We start from the raw sequence: 15,562 nt of genomic DNA, 5'->3' as shown, positions 1-15,562 counted from the left end.
CCCGGTTTTTTATTGCCCGCGGGTCAGCCGCAGGCCTGGTGCTCGCGGCAGATCAGCTCGGCATCGACAGCGCTCAACGGCTCCCCGGTTAGACCGCAGAAGGGCGAACCCGCACGCCGTTGATGGAACCGGCAGGACCGACAAAGGCCGAAACCAGGCACATCCTCCTGACGCTGGATGACGACCAGAAGATCACGCAACAAGCCTTGCAAGTGTTCGCCCTTCTCGCCCAGTGCCGTGACGGCCTGCTCGAGGAACTGCGGCGGAATCACCGCCTCGATCAGCGCGCGCCCCGCATCGGTCAGCCGCAGATGAACGCTGCGCCGATCCCGCGCATCCGGCAGCTTGCTGATCAGCCCCCGCCCTTCCAGCACCTTGAGCGATTGCGACACTGTGCCCTTGGTCAAGCCGAGGTATTCGGTCACGCCCAGCGGAGTATCCGAATAGCGATTACAACGCGCCAGGTAATGCAAGGCGCTCAACTGCACCGGCTGCAGCTCAGCCACCAGCGGCTGCTCGCGGGACCAGGCACGCATCAGGCTGGTCAGCCTTTCCAGGTAATCGTAAAGGGCGATGGCGGACATGGGATACCTCCTTGCCAATATAGTATCGACTAAAAACATGTTTGACAAAGAGACTACCTCTTGTTTAGGCTGAAAAAGTATCGTATCGATACTAAATTCCTACAGGAGAATCAGCATGACCAAAGCCATCTACTACCACGCCGGCTGCGCAATCTGTGTCGAAGCCGAACGTTCCTTGCTGCCATTGCTCGATCGCAAGCAGGTGGACATCGAAGTGGTCCATCTCGCCGAACAATCGGCACGCATCGCCGAGGCGGAAAAGGTCGGGGTCAAGTCGGTTCCTGCCCTGGTTGTCGACGGACAGGTACTGCACCTTAACTTCGGTGCGGCGCTCAGCGATCTGAAATAAGGAGAACGGCCATGGAGGTGAAGATCTTCGACACCCATGTGCGAACCCGCGACGGCCGCTACCTGCACTTCGATGTCCTGGTCACGGAGGAGCTGGGGGCTCGCGCCGGCGAGTTCGCTCGACGCTGGCTCGCCGGAAGAGGCATAGACGAGGCCGATATCAGCCAGGGGCATTGCAGCTACTGCCATAGCGAGATTGCGACAGCAGAGGTTGCCGAAGCCATTCGGCTCCATGGCCATTACATCCTTCCCCTGGAAGGCTGTTGAGGCCAATGGACAGCTACCACCCGATCGCCTGCGATCTCCACGACTACCTGGAGATCGCCTGCCTCTACCGCTACCGGTTGCTCCTCGAACTCGAGGATGGTGTTCGCTTCGAAGCCGAGGCGCGCACGACGCATACCCGGGCCGTTCGGCCAGGCGGCGGCAAGGAGGAATACCTTGAGGTGGCCGTCGAAGGAGCGACTCTGCTGCTGCGCCTGGATCGCCTGTTGGCGATTACCGCCCTCACGGAAGCGGCCTTGTTCGGCCGCATACGCCTGAGGGAAGAGGCCTGTTCCAGAGCATCCGGCATGCCACCTTCACACCTTGGAAACTGAAAAGGTTTTTCTCAATTCCAGGACTATTTGATTAGCCTGCTATTGAAATAGGCTGGATTTGCCTTGATGCAGATCAACCCTGGAGCAGAAAAGATGAGTGTGACAGTGACCGAGCGTGACGATGACCACAAATCCCGCGAGCTGCGTGCGCTTGGCCGCCGCTGCTGGGACGTGCATCAGCAGGGACTGCTGGTTGGCGTCTTCCATAACGAGGATGACGCCCACGCCTATCGGATCAAACTGGAGAAAGAAGAAGAACTGCGGCAGATAGGTAAATCGGCCTGAACCATGCGCCCCCGCGTACTTCGGGGGCGCACCTTTGGTCTCAGGTCCCGGAAAGGCTCCGGTCGAGGCTGACGACTCCCGGCGGCAGGCTATCTTCCTGTACCCGTTGCCGTGGGGCACGCAACATCGCCCGAACCAGAGCCACCAGCACGCCGAGCGCCAGCCCACCCAGGAGGCCCAAGGCCACCACTAGAGCCTTGCGTGGCTTGATCGGCCTCAGAGGCGTTGCAGCTTTCTGGTCGACCCGTACCAGTTCGATCTTAAGGTCACTTGCCCTCAAGGTCTGTAGACGCGCCTGCTCTCCACGCAGCTTGTCGATGTTTTCGAAGAAACGCTCCTCGCCCTTTCGAGCCTGCAGGTATTGCACTTCACGGTTGTTTTCCAACTGCTTCAGCTCCTGCTGGATCTTCGCCACGCGGGGCTCGGTGAAGTCATCGCCCTTGCGTTTGAGCAAGGTATCGCGCTCGGCGGTCAAGGCATCGACACCCATGAAATACAGGGGTATCTGCTGGTTATTCACCTCGGTGCGGAAAACGCTGCGCGAGCCATCCTGCCCGACCTCTCCCAGTGCGCCCGGGGTCGTCGGCTTGACGATCCCCAGCCGGGTGGCGATCTGGATAGCCTCGTTGAGCTGCTGGATACGCGAATCGCGCACCATCTTCAGCCGCCCGCGCAACGCCTTGAGCTCATCCTCCAGGCCGGCCCGCCGGATGCTGTCCGCTTCCAGCAACCGGGCGATCTTGCCCTCCTTGGTAGCCTGGTAACTGGCACGCTTGCCTTCGATATCCTGCTCGAGGAATTGCAGGCGACCGTCGATACGCGCCTGGAGGTCGTCCAGGATTCGCTGACGCTCGTTCTCGATGGTCGACGCGAGCATGCCGTTGAGAATGGCGGCACCATCCATGCCCTGGGGATACTGCATGGACAAGCGGAAGAAAGGCGCCGCCTGGGGGTCCTTCTTCAAGTCCGTCTGCTGCATGCTGAAGGCATCCTGGTTGAACTTCCAGAAAGCCTGCTCGGGGGACAGGCCCTCGGCGTTCAATTGCTGGAATAGCTCTGGATGGGCTTCGAAATACTCCAGCCTGCCGGAGTAGGCTGCCAGCTCGTTGCCGACGCGATCCAGCGCTTCCCGCGGAGTCAGGGCATACAGCCCCTTGACATTGACAGCCTCCAGGGCCTTGGTCTGGATCGGCCGCAACAGGACATCCACCTGGTAGGTCGGAACGGCCAACAGCGCGTAGGCGAGCGCAGCGGCGGTCGCCAAGGCCGCGATCAGCGCTATCAGCCACTTCGACGCCCACAATTGCTGGAACAGCTGAACGATATCGATCTCCGAGGGCGAAGCCCCCGGAAGCTGTGAGGAAGGCATACCAACGTCCTTTTCGATAGGCGGCTAGCCCACAGATGCACGCAAAGGCAGCCGTAGGAGATTTCTGAGGAAAAGCATTATGCTATCGAAACGAAATCATCGGTAGTTATTTTAGAACTGCTTCGCATTCCAGAATTGGTAGTTGACCGGCATCCGTACCGGTCAAGCGACACTCCGGATGCGGACCTCACCACATGAGATCGTCGGGCACCACATAGTCCTTGTAGGGATCGTCTTCGTCCGGCTCCTGGCTCTGTATGTTGAGCAGCACCACCCGCCGCGGATCGCGCTCCTGGATCTTCACCGCCGCATCCCGGGGCACGATCTCGTAGCGTCCGTCATAGCTGACGATAGCCAGGCTGCCTCGGCTCAGCTTGTCGCGGATCAGGTCGTTGACCGCGATCCGCTTGACCTTCTTGGCGTCGACGAAATTGTAGTAGTCGTCGCTTTCCAGCTTGGGCAGGCGCGTCCCTTCGATAAGTTGCTTGATCTGCGCGGCCTTGGCCTTCTTCTCGGCTTTTTCCTGCTGCTGGCGGTTCAATTCCTGGTCGCGCGCCAGCTTTTCCGCCTTGGCCTGCTCCGCCGCCTGGCGCTGGGAGTCGTCCTTGTCGACCTGGTTCTTGTGCTCCAGGCGCTGCTGTTTCTGTTTCTGCTTGGTGGCCTGCTTGGCCTGTTTCTCATTGACCAGCCCGGCTTTCAGCAACTGGTCACGCAATGACATGCTCATTCGTCAACGACTCGCTCGCGTGGCACGCCCGGTGGGGTGCGGCATAATCTTCCAGCCGACTGGGGTTCAGCCGGCCCTCGCAGGGGGTATAATCCTCCAGCCTCAGCCGCCTCAACGCAAGTCTCGGCGGCTCGCAAACTGCCACGCATGCCCTGGAGACCCCTCCCTACCGTCCCGAGCACCCGCAGGCACTCCTCCCGGCCCCTGATATCGAAGGCATGGAAAGCAAGGCATGAGCGTTTCTCTCCTGGTAAAAGTCACTCTGGTGGGCCTGTTCGTCGCCAGCGTCCTGTTCGTCCATTTCCGTGGGCGCGCGCGCTTGCCCTTCCTGCGTCAACTGGTCAACCACTCCGCCTGGTTCGCCCCCTACAACTCGCTGATGTACCTGTTCTCCAGCGTCCCCTCGAAGCCCTATCTGGATCGCAGCCGTTTTCCGGAGCTGGACGAACTGAAGAACAATTGGCAAACCATCCGCGAAGAAGCCCTCAACCTGTTCGACGAGGGTTATATCCGGGCTGCCCTGAACAACAACGAAGCCGGCTTCGGCTCGTTCTTCAAGAAAGGCTGGAAGCGCTTCTACCTGACCTGGTACGACGGCCCGCTGCCCTCCGCCCAGCAGCTCTGCCCGAAGACCGTAGAGCTGGTGAGCCGCATCCCCAACGTCAAGGGCGCGATGTTCACCCTGCTTCCCGGCGGCAGCCACCTGAATCCGCACCGCGACCCCTTCGGCGGCTCGCTGCGCTATCACCTCGGCCTGTCCACGCCGAATTCGGACAACTGCCGCATCTACGTCGACGGCCAGCCCTACGCGTGGCGTGATGGCGAAGACGTGATGTTCGACGAAACCTTCGTCCACTGGGTGAAGAACGAGACCGAGCAGACCCGGGTGATTCTCTTCTGCGATATCGAGCGGCCGCTCCGCTCCCGCCTGCTGACCCGGCTCAATCGCTGGATCAGCGGCATTCTCGGGCGTGCGACCGCACCGCAGAACGTCGAAGGCGAACGCGTCGGCAGCATCAACCAGGCCTACTCGGTCGCCATTCGCGGCGGCAATGCCATCGGCGCCCAGGTGAAGCGCTTCAAACGCGCCTACCCGAAGGCCTACCGAATCCTCCGCCCGGTGCTGGCGGTGATCCTGCTGGTCATCCTCTATCGTTGGATCTTCGGCTGATTCAGATGCCGTGGCAGCCCGGCTGCCACGGTAATTTTCCCCATCAACAGCCAGGCGCGCTCCTCTCCGCTTTCTTGGCCTCGCCCCAGAGGCTGTCCAGTTCCTCCAGCGAACATTCTTCGGCTTTCCGGCCGGCTTCGCGCAGGTTCCGCTCGATGAATCGGAAGCGCCGCTCGAACTTGCCATTGGCCTGGCGCAGAGCAGCCTCCGGATCGACCTTGAGATGCCGGGCCAGGTTGACCACGACGAACAGCAGGTCGCCAACCTCCTCGCCCACGGCACCCTCGTCACCCTCTGCCATCGCCTCGAGGACTTCGTCCAGCTCCTCGCGAACCTTGTCCACCACCGGCAGCGCTTCCGGCCAGTCGAAACCGACCTGCGCCGCGCGCTTCTGCAGCTTCGCCGCCCGTGACAACGCCGGCAGGGCGACAGGAACGTCATCCAGCAGCGACAACTGCTGCGGCTCCTTGGCCTTGGCGGCACGCTCCTCGGCCTTCAGTTCTTCCCAGCGCTGCTTGACCGCCGCTTCGGCGAGCTTCGCCGCATCGGGCTTGCCATAGAGATCGCCATCGAGGAATACGTGGGGATGTCGACGGATCAGCTTGCGGGTGATGCCGTCCACCACCTCGTCGAAAGCGAAGCGATCCTCTTCGCGAGCCAACTGGCTGTAATAAACCACCTGGAACAGCAGGTCGCCCAGTTCCTCGCGCAATTGCGGGAAATCCCCCTGCTCTATGGCGTCCGCTACTTCGTAGGCTTCTTCCAGGGTGTGCGGGACGATGGTCGCGTAGCTCTGCTTGAGATCCCAGGGGCAGCCGAATTCGGGATCGCGCAGGCGCGCCATGAGGTGGAGCAGGTCGTCGAGTCGGTACATGGGTATCTCGGGTCTTCAGTGAACGGTCCGGGCATTCTGCCCTTTCCGGAAACGAAAAGGCCACGGGCAGCCTGCGAGCGCCCGTGGCCTGTTTCCGCCTCGCCTCAAGGCGTACGGTTGCGCCGCGCCTCGATGATGTTGGGCAGTTGCGAAACGCGCGCCAGAAGGCGTCCAAGAGCGTCCAGACCGGGAATCTCGATGGTCAGTTGCATGGTCGCGGTGTTGTCTTCCTTGTTCGAACGGGTATTCACCGCCAGAACGTTGATCCGCTCATTGAGCAGCACCTGGGACACGTCGCGCAACAGGCCGGAACGATCATAGGCACGGATCGCGATATCCACCGGATAGGTGCGAACCGGCTCCGGCCCCCAGCTGACCTGGATCATCCGCTCCGGTTCGCGTCCCGCCAGTTGCAGCGCGGTGGCGCAATCCTGGCGGTGGATGGTGACCCCACGGCCCAGCGTGATGTAGCCGACGATGGGATCTCCCGGCAGCGGCTGGCAGCAGCCGGCCATCTGCGTCAGGAGGTTGCCGACGCCCTGGATCTGCACGTCGCCGCGCTTGCCGTGGCCGATCTTGCTCGGCTTGCGCGGGATCAGTTCGAGTTGCTCGCTGTCGCGGTCCGGCTCGACCAGTTGCTGGGCATAGTTGACCAGGTGCGCCAAGCGCAGGTCGCCGGCGCCGAGAGCGGCGAACATATCCTCGGCGGTACGCACGTTGGCCTTCTCCGCCAGCCGGTCGAAATCCACCGGCGGCAGCGCCAGGCGCGACAGCTCGCGTTCGATCAGGGCCTTGCCGGCAGCGACGTTCTGGTCCCGCGCCTGCAGCTTGAACCAGTGGACGATCTTCGCCCGCGCCCGGGAGGTGGTGACGTAGCCCAGGTTGCTGTTCAGCCAGTCACGGCTCGGACCGCTGTGCTTGCCGGTGATGATCTCGACCTGCTCGCCGGTCTGCAGGCTGTAGTTCAGCGGCACGATGCGTCCATTGATCTTCGCCCCGCGGCAGTTGTGCCCGACCTCAGTGTGGACCCGATAGGCGAAATCCAGCGGGGTCGCGCCCTTGGGCAGGTCGATGGCGTGGCCGTCGGGAGTGAAGACGTAGACCCTGTCCGGCTCGATATCGACCCGCAGTTGCTCCGCCAGGCCACCGATGTCGCCCAGTTCCTCGTGCCATTCGAGCACCTGGCGCAGCCAGGAGATCTTTTCCTCGTAATGGTTGGAGCTGGCCTTGACGTCGGTCCCCTTGTAGCGCCAGTGCGCGCAGACCCCGAGCTCCGCCTCTTCGTGCATGGAGTGGGTACGGATCTGTACTTCCAGCACCTTCCCCTCGGGGCCGATCACTGCGGTATGCAGCGAGCGATAGCCGTTTTCCTTGGGGTTGGCGATGTAGTCGTCGAATTCCTTGGGAATGTGCCGCCAGAGGGTATGCACGATGCCCAGCGCGGTGTAGCAGTCGCGCATCTCCGGAACGAGCACGCGCACGGCGCGAACGTCGTAGATCTGGCTGAAGTCCAGGCCCTTGCGCTGCATCTTGCGCCAGATCGAATAGATGTGTTTCGCCCGCCCGCTGAGATCGGCCTGTACGCCGGTGGCCGCGAGAGCTTCCTTCAACTGGCTCATCACGTTGGCGATGTACTGCTCGCGATCCAGCCGGCGCTCGTGCAGCAGCTTGGCGATCTGCTTGTACTGGTCGGGCTCGAGGTAGCGGAAGGACAGGTCCTCCAGCTCCCATTTGATATGTCCGATGCCCAGGCGGTGGGCCAGCGGCGCGTAGATATCGAAGACTTCCCGGGCGACGCGGTGGCGCTTTTCCTCGTCGGCGTTCTTCACCGCGCGAATGGCGCAGGTGCGCTCGGCCAGCTTGATCAGGGCGACGCGAACGTCGTCGACCATCGCCACCAACATCTTGCGCAGGTTCTCCACCTGCGCCTGGGTACCCAGCACCATGGAATGGCGCGGATTGAGGCTGGCGCTGATCGCGGCCATGCGCAGCACACCCTCGATCAGCTTGGCCACCACCGGCCCGAAATGCTTGTTGACCGCTTCCAGGGTGATCTTGCCTTCCCGCACGCCTCGATAGATGACCGCGGCGACCAGGGACTCCTGATCCAGCTTGAGGTCCGCGAGGATCTCGGCGATTTCCAGTCCGGTCTGGAAGCTGGACGTGCCTTCTGCCCAGGAGTTCTGTGCGGCGATCGCTCGCTGCTCGGATTCGCGAGCGAACTCGCAAGCCTCCAGCAAGCCCTGACGATCGAGCCCGGGGACGAGGTTCTGGACGTGGTCCAGCCAGGCCTCGAGGTTGATACTGCCGTCGGTGTTGACCGGCTGGTGCGCTCTCACCTGTACCATCTTGCCTACCCTTTACCACGGTGCGCGTAGCCCACCGATGACTGCGCCAGCCTTCGAACGGGCTGGTCGGATTACGCAGGCATCCTAGCCTGCCTCGAACAAAGCCATGGCCTCGACATGTGCGGTCTGCGGAAACATATCGAGGATTCCGGCGCGCTTCAGACGATAGCCCTGCCTGGCCATTTCGCCAGCATCGCGCGCCAGGGTCGCCGGATTGCAGGATACATAGACTACCCTCCGGGCACCCAGAGAACTCATTTCGCGTACCGCCTCGAACGCGCCGTCGCGCGGCGGATCGAGCAGCACAGCGGTAAAACCTTGCTCCGCCCAGGGCGCTTCGGCAAGCGCTTTGGACAGGTCGGCCTGGAAAAAGTGCGCGTTGCCAAGGCCATTGGCCAGCGCGTTGGCGCCTGCCCGCTCGACCATCGCCGCCACGCCCTCCACCCCGACTACCCGCGCCACCCGGCGCGCCAGCGGCAGGGAGAAATTGCCCAGCCCGCAGAACAGGTCGAGGACCCGCTCGTCGGCGGTCGGCGCCAGCCAGTCAAGGGCCTGGCGGATCATCGACTCGTTCACCGGCGCATTGACCTGGACGAAGTCTCCGGGTCGGTACGCCAGAGTCAGTTGCCAGTCACCCAAGGAGTAGCCCAGTTCGGCGGCCGGCTCCACCGGCAAGGGCTGTTCCGCACCTTGCAGCCAGAGCTGGGCCTGGTGTGCGGAGCAGAAAGCGGCCAGGCGCTGGCGATCCTCGTCGACCAGGGCAGTCGTATGCCGCAACAGCAATGCACTGGCCGTGCCATGGAAGAGCTCCACGTGGCCGATGCTTTCCGGCTTGCGGAAGTCCTGCAGAAGAGCAGGCAGGGCACGGGCAATCGTTTGCAAAGGCGGCACCAGGACCAGGCACTCATCGAAGGCGACGATCTCCTGGCTGGCCGAGGCACGGAAGCCGACATCCAGACGCCGCGCCCTGGCATCCCAGCGCACGGCGATCCGAGCGCGGCGCCGATAGCCGAATTCGGGCCCGACCAGAGGGGCGGCCCATTCTTCCGGCTCGATCCCGGCGAAACGCTGCAACTGCTCCTGCAAGGTACGCTGCTTCAGGGCCAACTGCTCGCCGTGTTCCAGGTGCTGCAGGGTGCAGCCGCCGCAGCGACCCGCTACAGTGCAGGGCTCGCGGCGACGCAGGTCGCTACTGCTGAACAGGCGCTCGCTGCGCGCGTCGACCACCTTGCTTCGTGCGCCCAGCACCCGGGCCTCAAGTTCCTCGCCAGGCAGCCCTCCGCTGACGAACCAGGTCATCCCCGCCTCGTGGGCGATACCTCGGCCGTCATGGGCCAGGCGCTCGATGGTCAGGCGCTGCTTCTTGCCTACCGGTATCGCGGGACCGCGCGCACCACCGCTGGGCTGGAAGCGCAGCCCGCCCTTATTTCTGGCCATGGACATGCTCAGCGCGGGTCATAGACGCCGGAAGACAGGTAGCGGTCGCCGCGGTCGCAGATGATCGCCACCAGCACGGCATTCTCCAGTTCGCGGGACAGGCGCAGCATCGCCGCCACCGCCCCACCGGAGGACACGCCGCAGAAGATGCCTTCCTCGCGGGCCAGCCGGCGCATGATGTCCTCGGCTTCGTCCTGGTGCATGTCGACGACCCGGTCGACGCGACTGGCGTCATAGATCTTCGGCAGGTATTCCTGCGGCCAGCGTCGGATTCCCGGGATGGCCGAGCCCTCCATGGGTTGCAGGCCGACGATCTGCACCGCCGAGTTCTGCTCCTTGAGGTAGCGCGAGACGCCCATGATGGTCCCGGTGGTGCCCATGGAGCTGACGAAATGGGTGATGCTGCCGCCGGTCTGCTGCCAGATTTCCGGGCCGGTGCTGTGGTAATGGGCTTCCGGGTTGTCGCCATTGGCGAACTGGTCGAGGACCTTGCCGCGGCCTTCGCGCTGCAGCTTGTCGGCCAGATCGCGCGCGCCCTCCATGCCCTCTTCCTTGCTGACCAGAATGAGCTCGGCGCCATAGGCGGTCATCGCCGCCTTGCGTTCGGCCGTGGAGTTGTCCGGCATGATCAGGATCATCTTGTAACCCTTGATCGCCGCCGCCATGGCCAGGGCGATGCCGGTGTTGCCGGAAGTAGCCTCGATCAGCGTATCGCCGGGGCGGATGTCGCCGCGCAGTTCGGCACGAGTGATCATCGACAGGGCCGGGCGGTCCTTCACCGATCCCGCCGGGTTGTTGCCTTCGAGCTTCACCAGCAGGGTATTGGAGGTTTCCCCGGGAAGGCGCTGCAGACGCACCAGAGGGGTATTGCCAACGCAGTCGGCGATAGTCGGGTACTGCACGGTCATGGAGGCACTCGTTCGGCACTGACGGTAAAGGCTGAGCATGATACCGGGAAACTGGGGCCGGACCCTAGCACCGCAATATCCGGTCATGCATGCCGATTCAGCCGAAAGACCGCCCGAAACGGCATGCGATGCGATGACCAGAGGCGTCCGAAGAGAAAACCTGGCGTTGGACAGCCGATGCCTGACCAACGCCAAAGAAAGGTCCGACAGGCGTTGCGCCTGCCGGTGAAAGCGCGTTGGCCACGGCGATCAGAACGAGGTGGTCATCGAAACGTAGTAGGCGCGACCCGGCTCGTTGTAGGTTGCCGCGCCGGCGTCGAAGGAGTTGCCCTGGCGGTACAGGCGCTTGTCGAAGAGGTTGCTTACCCCGCCCCGTACGCTCAGGTTCTCGCTGAAGGTGTAGCCGGCGCTGACGCCCCAGATGCCATAGGTACCCACCTCTTTTCGCGAGACCACCGGCGTGTTGCGGCTGGTGCCATGCTTCGGCGGCTCCTGGCGGCCGTAGATGGTGCTGGTCAGTTGGGTGGAAAGACGCTCGCTGGCCTGCCAGTCCAGGGTCGAGTTCAGGGTGTACTCAGGGATCACCGAAAGCGGGTTGCCAGTGTCCTTGTCCTTGGATTGCAGCATATAGGTCAGGTTGGTGCTCCAGCTCAGGTCCTCGTGCAGGGGGACCAGCAGGTTGCCTTCCAGGCCCTCGACCACTGCTTTCTTCGCGTTGCTCCATTGCAGGATGTTGTTACCGGTCCCGGTCTGTCCCATGACATCCAGCGGCGCGACGATCTTGTTCTTGTAGTCGTTGCGGAAGTAGGTGAGCCCGGCGACCCAGCCGTCGCGCCGGAACTCGATGCCCAGTTCCTTGTTTACGCTGGTCTCGGCGTCCAGGTTCTCGTTGCCGACCAGGTAGCAGCCGCCGCTGCTGGTCTGGATCGGGCAGCCGTTGCCACGGGTATAGAGCAGGTAGTTCGGGTTGCTCTGGTACAGGTTGGGCGCCTTGAAGGCCCGTGCGATACCGGCCTTGACCGTGAAGTATTCGCCGAGCGTCTGGGAAGCGTTCAGGCTCGGGCTCCAGTTCAGGCCGAAGTCGCTGTGATCGTCCAGGCGCAGCCCGGGGGTGAGCATGGTGCCGGGGCGCAGTTCGATATTGTCCTCCACGTACAGCGCGCGGATCTCCGCCTTGCTTTTCGGGCTTCGCGAGCCGGCCGCGGGGGTCCCCGGCAAGCTATCGCTTCCCACGAAGCCCTGCTTGAGCGAGGACGGGTCGTTGAGGGTTTCCTTGTTCCACTCCGCGCCCACCGTCAGCACCTGCTCGAACAACGCATGCAACGGAAGGTTGAGTTCGCCGCTGAGGCGATAGTTCTCCAGCTTGCTGGTGCTGAACGAACGGTCGGCGCCGATCTGCCCCTCGACGGAACCGGCCAGCCCCTCCTCCAGACGGTTGTTGCGGGTGGAGTCGTACTGGGCGACGAACCTGGAAGTACCGAACGACCAGGTCCCGTTGTGGGTGATGGCGTAGTTCTCGCGATACATGCGGTTGGTCTCCGCACCGTCGTCGGCGAGTCCCTGGGTATTGGCGGTGCCGTTGTTGTTCTGGGTATCGCCGGCATAGATATTGCCCTGTCGGCTGAAGCCCGCTTCGAAATCGACGACCTGGTCGGGGGTCACCTGCCACGACAGCATCCCGCTGAGATCGCGATTGCGTACCCCTTCGCGTCCGGCCACGGTACGGCTCGGGTTGACGGTATGTCCGAGGTTGATGTCGGTATCGTCCGAATCGGTCTTGTTCGCGCTGCCGTACGCGCGGAAGCTCAAGGCTTCGGTCAGCGGCCCGCTAAGGCTGAAGTTGGCGCGGCGCGTGGCGCCATCCTTGGAGCTTTCCGGAATGTTGGTGAACACCGTCATGGAACCACGCAAACGATCGGTCGGGCGCTTGGTGATGATGTTGACTACCCCGCCCGCCGCGCCGGAACCGTAGCGTGCCGCCGCGGGCCCACGGAGGACCTCGATGCGCTCGACCTCCTCCGGCGGCACCCAGTTGCTGTCGCCGCGGGTGTCGCGTTCGCCGCGCCAGCCGTAGCGCACCGAGTTGCGCGAGCTGACCGGTTTGCCGTCGACCAGGATCAGGGTGTTCTCCGGCCCCATGCCGCGGATGTCGATCTGCCGGTTGTTGCCGCGCTGGCCGCTGGAACTGTTGCCGGTGAGGTTGACCCCGGGCATGGTGCGGATGATCTCGGAGAGATCGTTCACCGGCGGGCGCTTCCTGATGTCCTCGGCGGTGATGATGGATACCCCCGGTGCCTGCTTGAGCTCCTGTTCGGCGGTGCCCAGCACCACCTCGTCACCCAGCTGGACCACCGATTCGGCACGTTCGTCCAGTTCTTCCAGGCGCTCGTCCTCGGCCAGGGCCTGCCCGCCCAGCAGGCTCGATGAAGCGAAAAGGACGGCAGCGGCGAGATGGCCGCGACGGAATTGGGGGTACATGCGTGACTACTCCTGTCGAGGGAAAACGGGTAGCAGGCGAGCCACGAGGGATACGTTGACGTTTTTTCTGAAGCCTGGGTCGCCGGCGTTGCGCGGGTGACGTCTCGGCACGGGTAGGACAGGGCGCAGACCCGGAACAAGGCCGGCCGAGGAGATCGGCACAGATGATAATCATTCACAAAAGAGAGTAAAGATCATTTACATCCAGGCCAAATGTAAAGGCACCTGCGCCTCGCTAGGCAGAAGGCAGCACCAGGCACAGGCGCAGCCCCGGATCGGCGGCTTCCGCCCATAGGCGGCCGCCCTGGAGCACCACGGCGCGACGGGCAATGCTCAGTCCCAGGCCGAAGCCCTTGCCGGTACGTGCCGAAGACAGCCGGGTGAACGGGCGGAAGATGGTCTCCAACTGGTGCTCGGCCACACCCTCGCCCTGGTCTTCCAGGCAAAGCCACCAGCAACTTCCTTCGCGCCGACCATGCAGGCGGATCACGCCGCCTTCCGGCGAATGCCGGATGGCGTTGCGCAGCAGGTTCTCCAGGGCCTGGGCAAGTGCATTGAGGTTGCCACGCACGACACAATCCTCGGGCAGAGCGCTGCGGAACCGCTCGGCGGCCCAGCCGCTTTCGAAGCGTGCGTTCTCCACCAGCAGGTCCCATAACGCCGGGATGGAAATGTCCTCCAGCGCCAATACCGGGCGTTCGGTGTCCATCCAGGCCAGCTCCAGGGTGTTGTCCACCAGTTGCTGCATGCCCTGTACCTCCTGCTCCAGGCGCTCGCGCAGGAGCTGCGCGGACAGCGTGCCCTCTGCCGCCACCTGCAGGCGCGCCAGCGGCGTGCGCAGCTCGTGGGAGAGATCGCGGAGCAGTTGGCGCTGCAACACCATGTGCTCGTCGAGTCGCTCGGCCATATGGTCGAACGCCCGCCCCAGATCGCCCAGCTCGTCGCTGCGCCGGCTGATCTCTGCCTGCGTACGCGCCGTCAGGTCGTTGCCGCGCAGGGCATTGGCCTGCGCTCGCAGGCGTCCCAGCGGCACTATCCAGCGCCGATACAGCAACACTCCCAGCAGCAGGGCCAGCCCGGCCGGCACCAGGCCATGGGTGACCAGGCGCTTGGCCGGCGACAAGCCGGGAGGGACGAACTCGGCGGGAAGACGCAGGACCACCCGGCCTTGCTCCGGATGTTCGGGGAAGCGCAGGCTGATGAACGGCCGCGACAACGAGCGGGAGCTCATCGGCCAGTCGACGCCCCGCAGGAAAGTCAGGCGCTCGGCTTCCTCCGTGGTGAGCGGACGACTGCCCAGCGATTGCAGCCGTCCGTCGAGCACGACCACCCAGTCCAGCGCCCGCTGGCGCGGCTCGGCCAGCCAACGGTCGATGCCCTCGCGGCCATCGTCGAGCCAGGCACGTTCGGCTCGCCGCGCATAATCCGCCAAGGCGGAGCGGGCTTCGGCGGACAGGTAGTAACCCTTCAGTTCGGCACTGCGTCCCCAGGTCCAGGACAGCCATACCGATAGCAGGAAGAACGCCACCAGCACCAGGGCCAGGCGCCAGAACAGCGAATGACGGTTGGGCATCATGGCGCCGGTGTCAGGACGTAACCCTTGCCCCAGACGGTATGCAACTGGTGACCGGCGTAACCGAGGCGTTGCAGCTTGCGCCGCAGGTGACTGACGTGCATGTCCAGGCTGCGATCATGCTGGGTATGACCGCGGTGCAGGACATGCTGGTAAAGGAAGGCCTTGGTCAGGGTCTCGCCTTCCGCAGCGAGGAAGGTTTCCAGCAGGCGGTATTCGGTCGGCGTCAGGCCGGCGAACCGCTCGCCAAGGCTGACATCGCAGACATCGGCAGAGAATTGCAGCGAGGGCCGCGCCAGCGGTTCGGCGCAGCGGCCCGGCGCGCCCCCCCGCTCCAGGGCGATCCGACGCAGGATGGCATCGATGCGTACCCGCAGCTCGGCCAGGCTGAAAGGCTTCGGCAGATAATCGTCGGCGCCCTGGCTGAACCCGGCGATGCGGTCCTGCTCGGCGCCCAGGGCTGACATCAGGATCACCGGCAGCGCCTGCTCCTGGCGGAGTTGGCGAAGAATCTCGAGGCCATCGCGCCCGGGCAGCATGATGTCCATCAGGATCAGGTCATAGCCGCCGCTGCGCGCAGCCGCCAACCCCTCTTCCCCGTCTCGGCACCAGGTCACCTCGAAACCGCTGCCATTGAGGTGCTGGAACAGATGTGCGCCCAGTGTCGGATCGTCCTCGATGGCCAGCAGTCGGGGGTCGGGCGTCAGGGATGGGAACATGGCAGCCAAATAAGATTGATTAGCAATCGTGCCAGTATTCACGATCTTTCCGCTTCGTCGCAAGCCGAATCCGCCGGGCTGCGCACATCGGTGCAGATTCCCCTTCCGCGACCCGCTAAACTGCGCGGGGTAAACGTATGGC

Annotated in this window: 15 protein-coding genes; 5 read left to right on the top strand and 10 right to left on the bottom strand. The window is 63.7% G+C overall.

Annotation, left to right across the window (positions count from 1 at the left end; all coding sequences use genetic code 11):
- Positions 1 to 23 precede the first annotated feature (23 nt).
- On the bottom strand, positions 24 to 584 hold the full coding sequence (locus HMPREF3014_RS22275; RefSeq protein ID WP_003086060.1) for a MarR family winged helix-turn-helix transcriptional regulator: 561 nt from the start codon (positions 582 to 584) through the stop codon (positions 24 to 26).
- 115 nt (positions 585 to 699) lie between these two features.
- Here HMPREF3014_RS22275 and HMPREF3014_RS22270 point away from each other — a divergent pair, with 115 nt between their 5' ends.
- The 4 genes from HMPREF3014_RS22270 to HMPREF3014_RS22255 all read left to right on the top strand — a co-directional run bounded on the left by HMPREF3014_RS22270 (position 700) and on the right by HMPREF3014_RS22255 (position 1,816).
- Positions 700 to 933, top strand: a complete 234-nt coding sequence (locus HMPREF3014_RS22270; RefSeq protein WP_009876024.1) for a glutaredoxin family protein — start codon at positions 700 to 702, stop codon at positions 931 to 933.
- Positions 934 to 944: 11 nt separating this feature from the next.
- Entirely contained in the window at positions 945 to 1,199 is a 255-nt protein-coding gene (locus HMPREF3014_RS22265; protein WP_003086057.1) for a DUF2024 family protein, read from the top strand.
- 5 nt (positions 1,200 to 1,204) lie between these two features.
- On the top strand, positions 1,205 to 1,531 hold the full coding sequence (locus HMPREF3014_RS22260) for a Rho-binding antiterminator (protein WP_003086055.1): 327 nt from the start codon (positions 1,205 to 1,207) through the stop codon (positions 1,529 to 1,531).
- A gap of 93 nt (positions 1,532 to 1,624) precedes the next feature.
- Positions 1,625 to 1,816: a hypothetical protein gene (locus HMPREF3014_RS22255; protein WP_003454532.1), complete on the top strand. Its 192-nt coding sequence runs from the start codon at positions 1,625 to 1,627 to the stop codon at positions 1,814 to 1,816.
- A gap of 40 nt (positions 1,817 to 1,856) precedes the next feature.
- Here the strand turns inward: HMPREF3014_RS22255 and HMPREF3014_RS22250 are convergent, their stop codons facing one another.
- Both HMPREF3014_RS22250 and HMPREF3014_RS22245 read right to left on the bottom strand, forming a co-directional pair.
- Positions 1,857 to 3,185 carry a Wzz/FepE/Etk N-terminal domain-containing protein gene (locus HMPREF3014_RS22250; RefSeq protein WP_023087700.1) on the bottom strand — a complete coding sequence of 443 codons (1,329 nt, stop codon included), beginning with the start codon at positions 3,183 to 3,185 and terminating at the stop codon, positions 1,857 to 1,859.
- 187 nt (positions 3,186 to 3,372) lie between these two features.
- Positions 3,373 to 3,912 carry a DUF2058 domain-containing protein gene (locus HMPREF3014_RS22245; RefSeq protein WP_004364066.1) on the bottom strand — a complete coding sequence of 180 codons (540 nt, stop codon included), beginning with the start codon at positions 3,910 to 3,912 and terminating at the stop codon, positions 3,373 to 3,375.
- Positions 3,913 to 4,144: 232 nt separating this feature from the next.
- Between HMPREF3014_RS22245 and lpxO2 the strand changes: the two genes are divergently transcribed.
- The gene (gene lpxO2 / locus HMPREF3014_RS22240) at positions 4,145 to 5,083 is read left to right on the top strand and encodes a lipid A hydroxylase LpxO2 (protein ID WP_003086047.1); all 939 of its coding nucleotides are present in this window, start codon (positions 4,145 to 4,147) and stop codon (positions 5,081 to 5,083) included.
- 43 nt (positions 5,084 to 5,126) lie between these two features.
- Here the strand turns inward: lpxO2 and mazG are convergent, their stop codons facing one another.
- The 7 genes from mazG to pirR form a co-directional block, all read right to left on the bottom strand.
- Entirely contained in the window at positions 5,127 to 5,957 is an 831-nt protein-coding gene (gene mazG / locus HMPREF3014_RS22235; RefSeq protein ID WP_009876021.1) for a nucleoside triphosphate pyrophosphohydrolase, read from the bottom strand.
- A 104-nt stretch (positions 5,958 to 6,061) separates the two neighbouring features.
- Complete coding sequence (gene relA / locus HMPREF3014_RS22230) at positions 6,062 to 8,305, bottom strand: GTP diphosphokinase (protein WP_003086042.1); 2,244 nt, start codon at positions 8,303 to 8,305, stop codon at positions 6,062 to 6,064.
- An 84-nt stretch (positions 8,306 to 8,389) separates the two neighbouring features.
- Positions 8,390 to 9,742, bottom strand: a complete 1,353-nt coding sequence (gene rlmD, locus HMPREF3014_RS22225; RefSeq protein ID WP_003102417.1) for a 23S rRNA (uracil(1939)-C(5))-methyltransferase RlmD — start codon at positions 9,740 to 9,742, stop codon at positions 8,390 to 8,392.
- Between the two features lie 8 nt (positions 9,743 to 9,750).
- Positions 9,751 to 10,650: a cysteine synthase B gene (gene cysM / locus HMPREF3014_RS22220; protein WP_003123224.1), complete on the bottom strand. Its 900-nt coding sequence runs from the start codon at positions 10,648 to 10,650 to the stop codon at positions 9,751 to 9,753.
- A 249-nt stretch (positions 10,651 to 10,899) separates the two neighbouring features.
- On the bottom strand, positions 10,900 to 13,128 hold the full coding sequence (pirA, locus tag HMPREF3014_RS22215; RefSeq protein WP_003117107.1) for a TonB-dependent siderophore receptor PirA: 2,229 nt from the start codon (positions 13,126 to 13,128) through the stop codon (positions 10,900 to 10,902).
- 235 nt (positions 13,129 to 13,363) lie between these two features.
- Complete coding sequence (gene pirS / locus HMPREF3014_RS22210; RefSeq protein WP_010895528.1) at positions 13,364 to 14,701, bottom strand: sensor histidine kinase PirS; 1,338 nt, start codon at positions 14,699 to 14,701, stop codon at positions 13,364 to 13,366.
- Positions 14,701 to 15,420: a response regulator transcription factor PirR gene (gene pirR / locus HMPREF3014_RS22205; protein ID WP_003102425.1), complete on the bottom strand. Its 720-nt coding sequence runs from the start codon at positions 15,418 to 15,420 to the stop codon at positions 14,701 to 14,703. Before pirR ends, pirS begins: the two co-directional genes overlap by 1 nt.
- Between the last annotated feature and the right edge of the window lie 142 nt (positions 15,421 to 15,562).

The organism is Pseudomonas sp. HMSC065H01 (genome assembly GCF_001815235.1).
Lineage (GTDB): Bacteria > Pseudomonadota > Gammaproteobacteria > Pseudomonadales > Pseudomonadaceae > Pseudomonas > Pseudomonas aeruginosa.
The sequence above is the reverse complement of the archived record's forward strand: the minus strand, read 5'-3'. Positions and strand labels throughout refer to the sequence as shown.

Coding starts and splice junctions, on each gene's coding strand:
- HMPREF3014_RS22275 (WP_003086060.1), bottom strand. CDS start 584: ATGTCCGCCATCGCCCTTTACGATTACCTGGAAAGGCTGACCAGCCTG.
- HMPREF3014_RS22270 (WP_009876024.1), top strand. CDS start 700: ATGACCAAAGCCATCTACTACCACGCCGGCTGCGCAATCTGTGTCGAA.
- HMPREF3014_RS22265 (WP_003086057.1), top strand. CDS start 945: ATGGAGGTGAAGATCTTCGACACCCATGTGCGAACCCGCGACGGCCGC.
- HMPREF3014_RS22260 (WP_003086055.1), top strand. CDS start 1,205: ATGGACAGCTACCACCCGATCGCCTGCGATCTCCACGACTACCTGGAG.
- HMPREF3014_RS22255 (WP_003454532.1), top strand. CDS start 1,625: ATGAGTGTGACAGTGACCGAGCGTGACGATGACCACAAATCCCGCGAG.
- HMPREF3014_RS22250 (WP_023087700.1), bottom strand. CDS start 3,185: ATGCCTTCCTCACAGCTTCCGGGGGCTTCGCCCTCGGAGATCGATATC.
- HMPREF3014_RS22245 (WP_004364066.1), bottom strand. CDS start 3,912: ATGAGCATGTCATTGCGTGACCAGTTGCTGAAAGCCGGGCTGGTCAAT.
- lpxO2 (WP_003086047.1), top strand. CDS start 4,145: ATGAGCGTTTCTCTCCTGGTAAAAGTCACTCTGGTGGGCCTGTTCGTC.
- mazG (WP_009876021.1), bottom strand. CDS start 5,957: ATGTACCGACTCGACGACCTGCTCCACCTCATGGCGCGCCTGCGCGAT.
- relA (WP_003086042.1), bottom strand. CDS start 8,305: ATGGTACAGGTGAGAGCGCACCAGCCGGTCAACACCGACGGCAGTATC.
- rlmD (WP_003102417.1), bottom strand. CDS start 9,742: ATGGCCAGAAATAAGGGCGGGCTGCGCTTCCAGCCCAGCGGTGGTGCG.
- cysM (WP_003123224.1), bottom strand. CDS start 10,650: ATGACCGTGCAGTACCCGACTATCGCCGACTGCGTTGGCAATACCCCT.
- pirA (WP_003117107.1), bottom strand. CDS start 13,128: ATGTACCCCCAATTCCGTCGCGGCCATCTCGCCGCTGCCGTCCTTTTC.
- pirS (WP_010895528.1), bottom strand. CDS start 14,701: ATGCCCAACCGTCATTCGCTGTTCTGGCGCCTGGCCCTGGTGCTGGTG.
- pirR (WP_003102425.1), bottom strand. CDS start 15,420: ATGTTCCCATCCCTGACGCCCGACCCCCGACTGCTGGCCATCGAGGAC.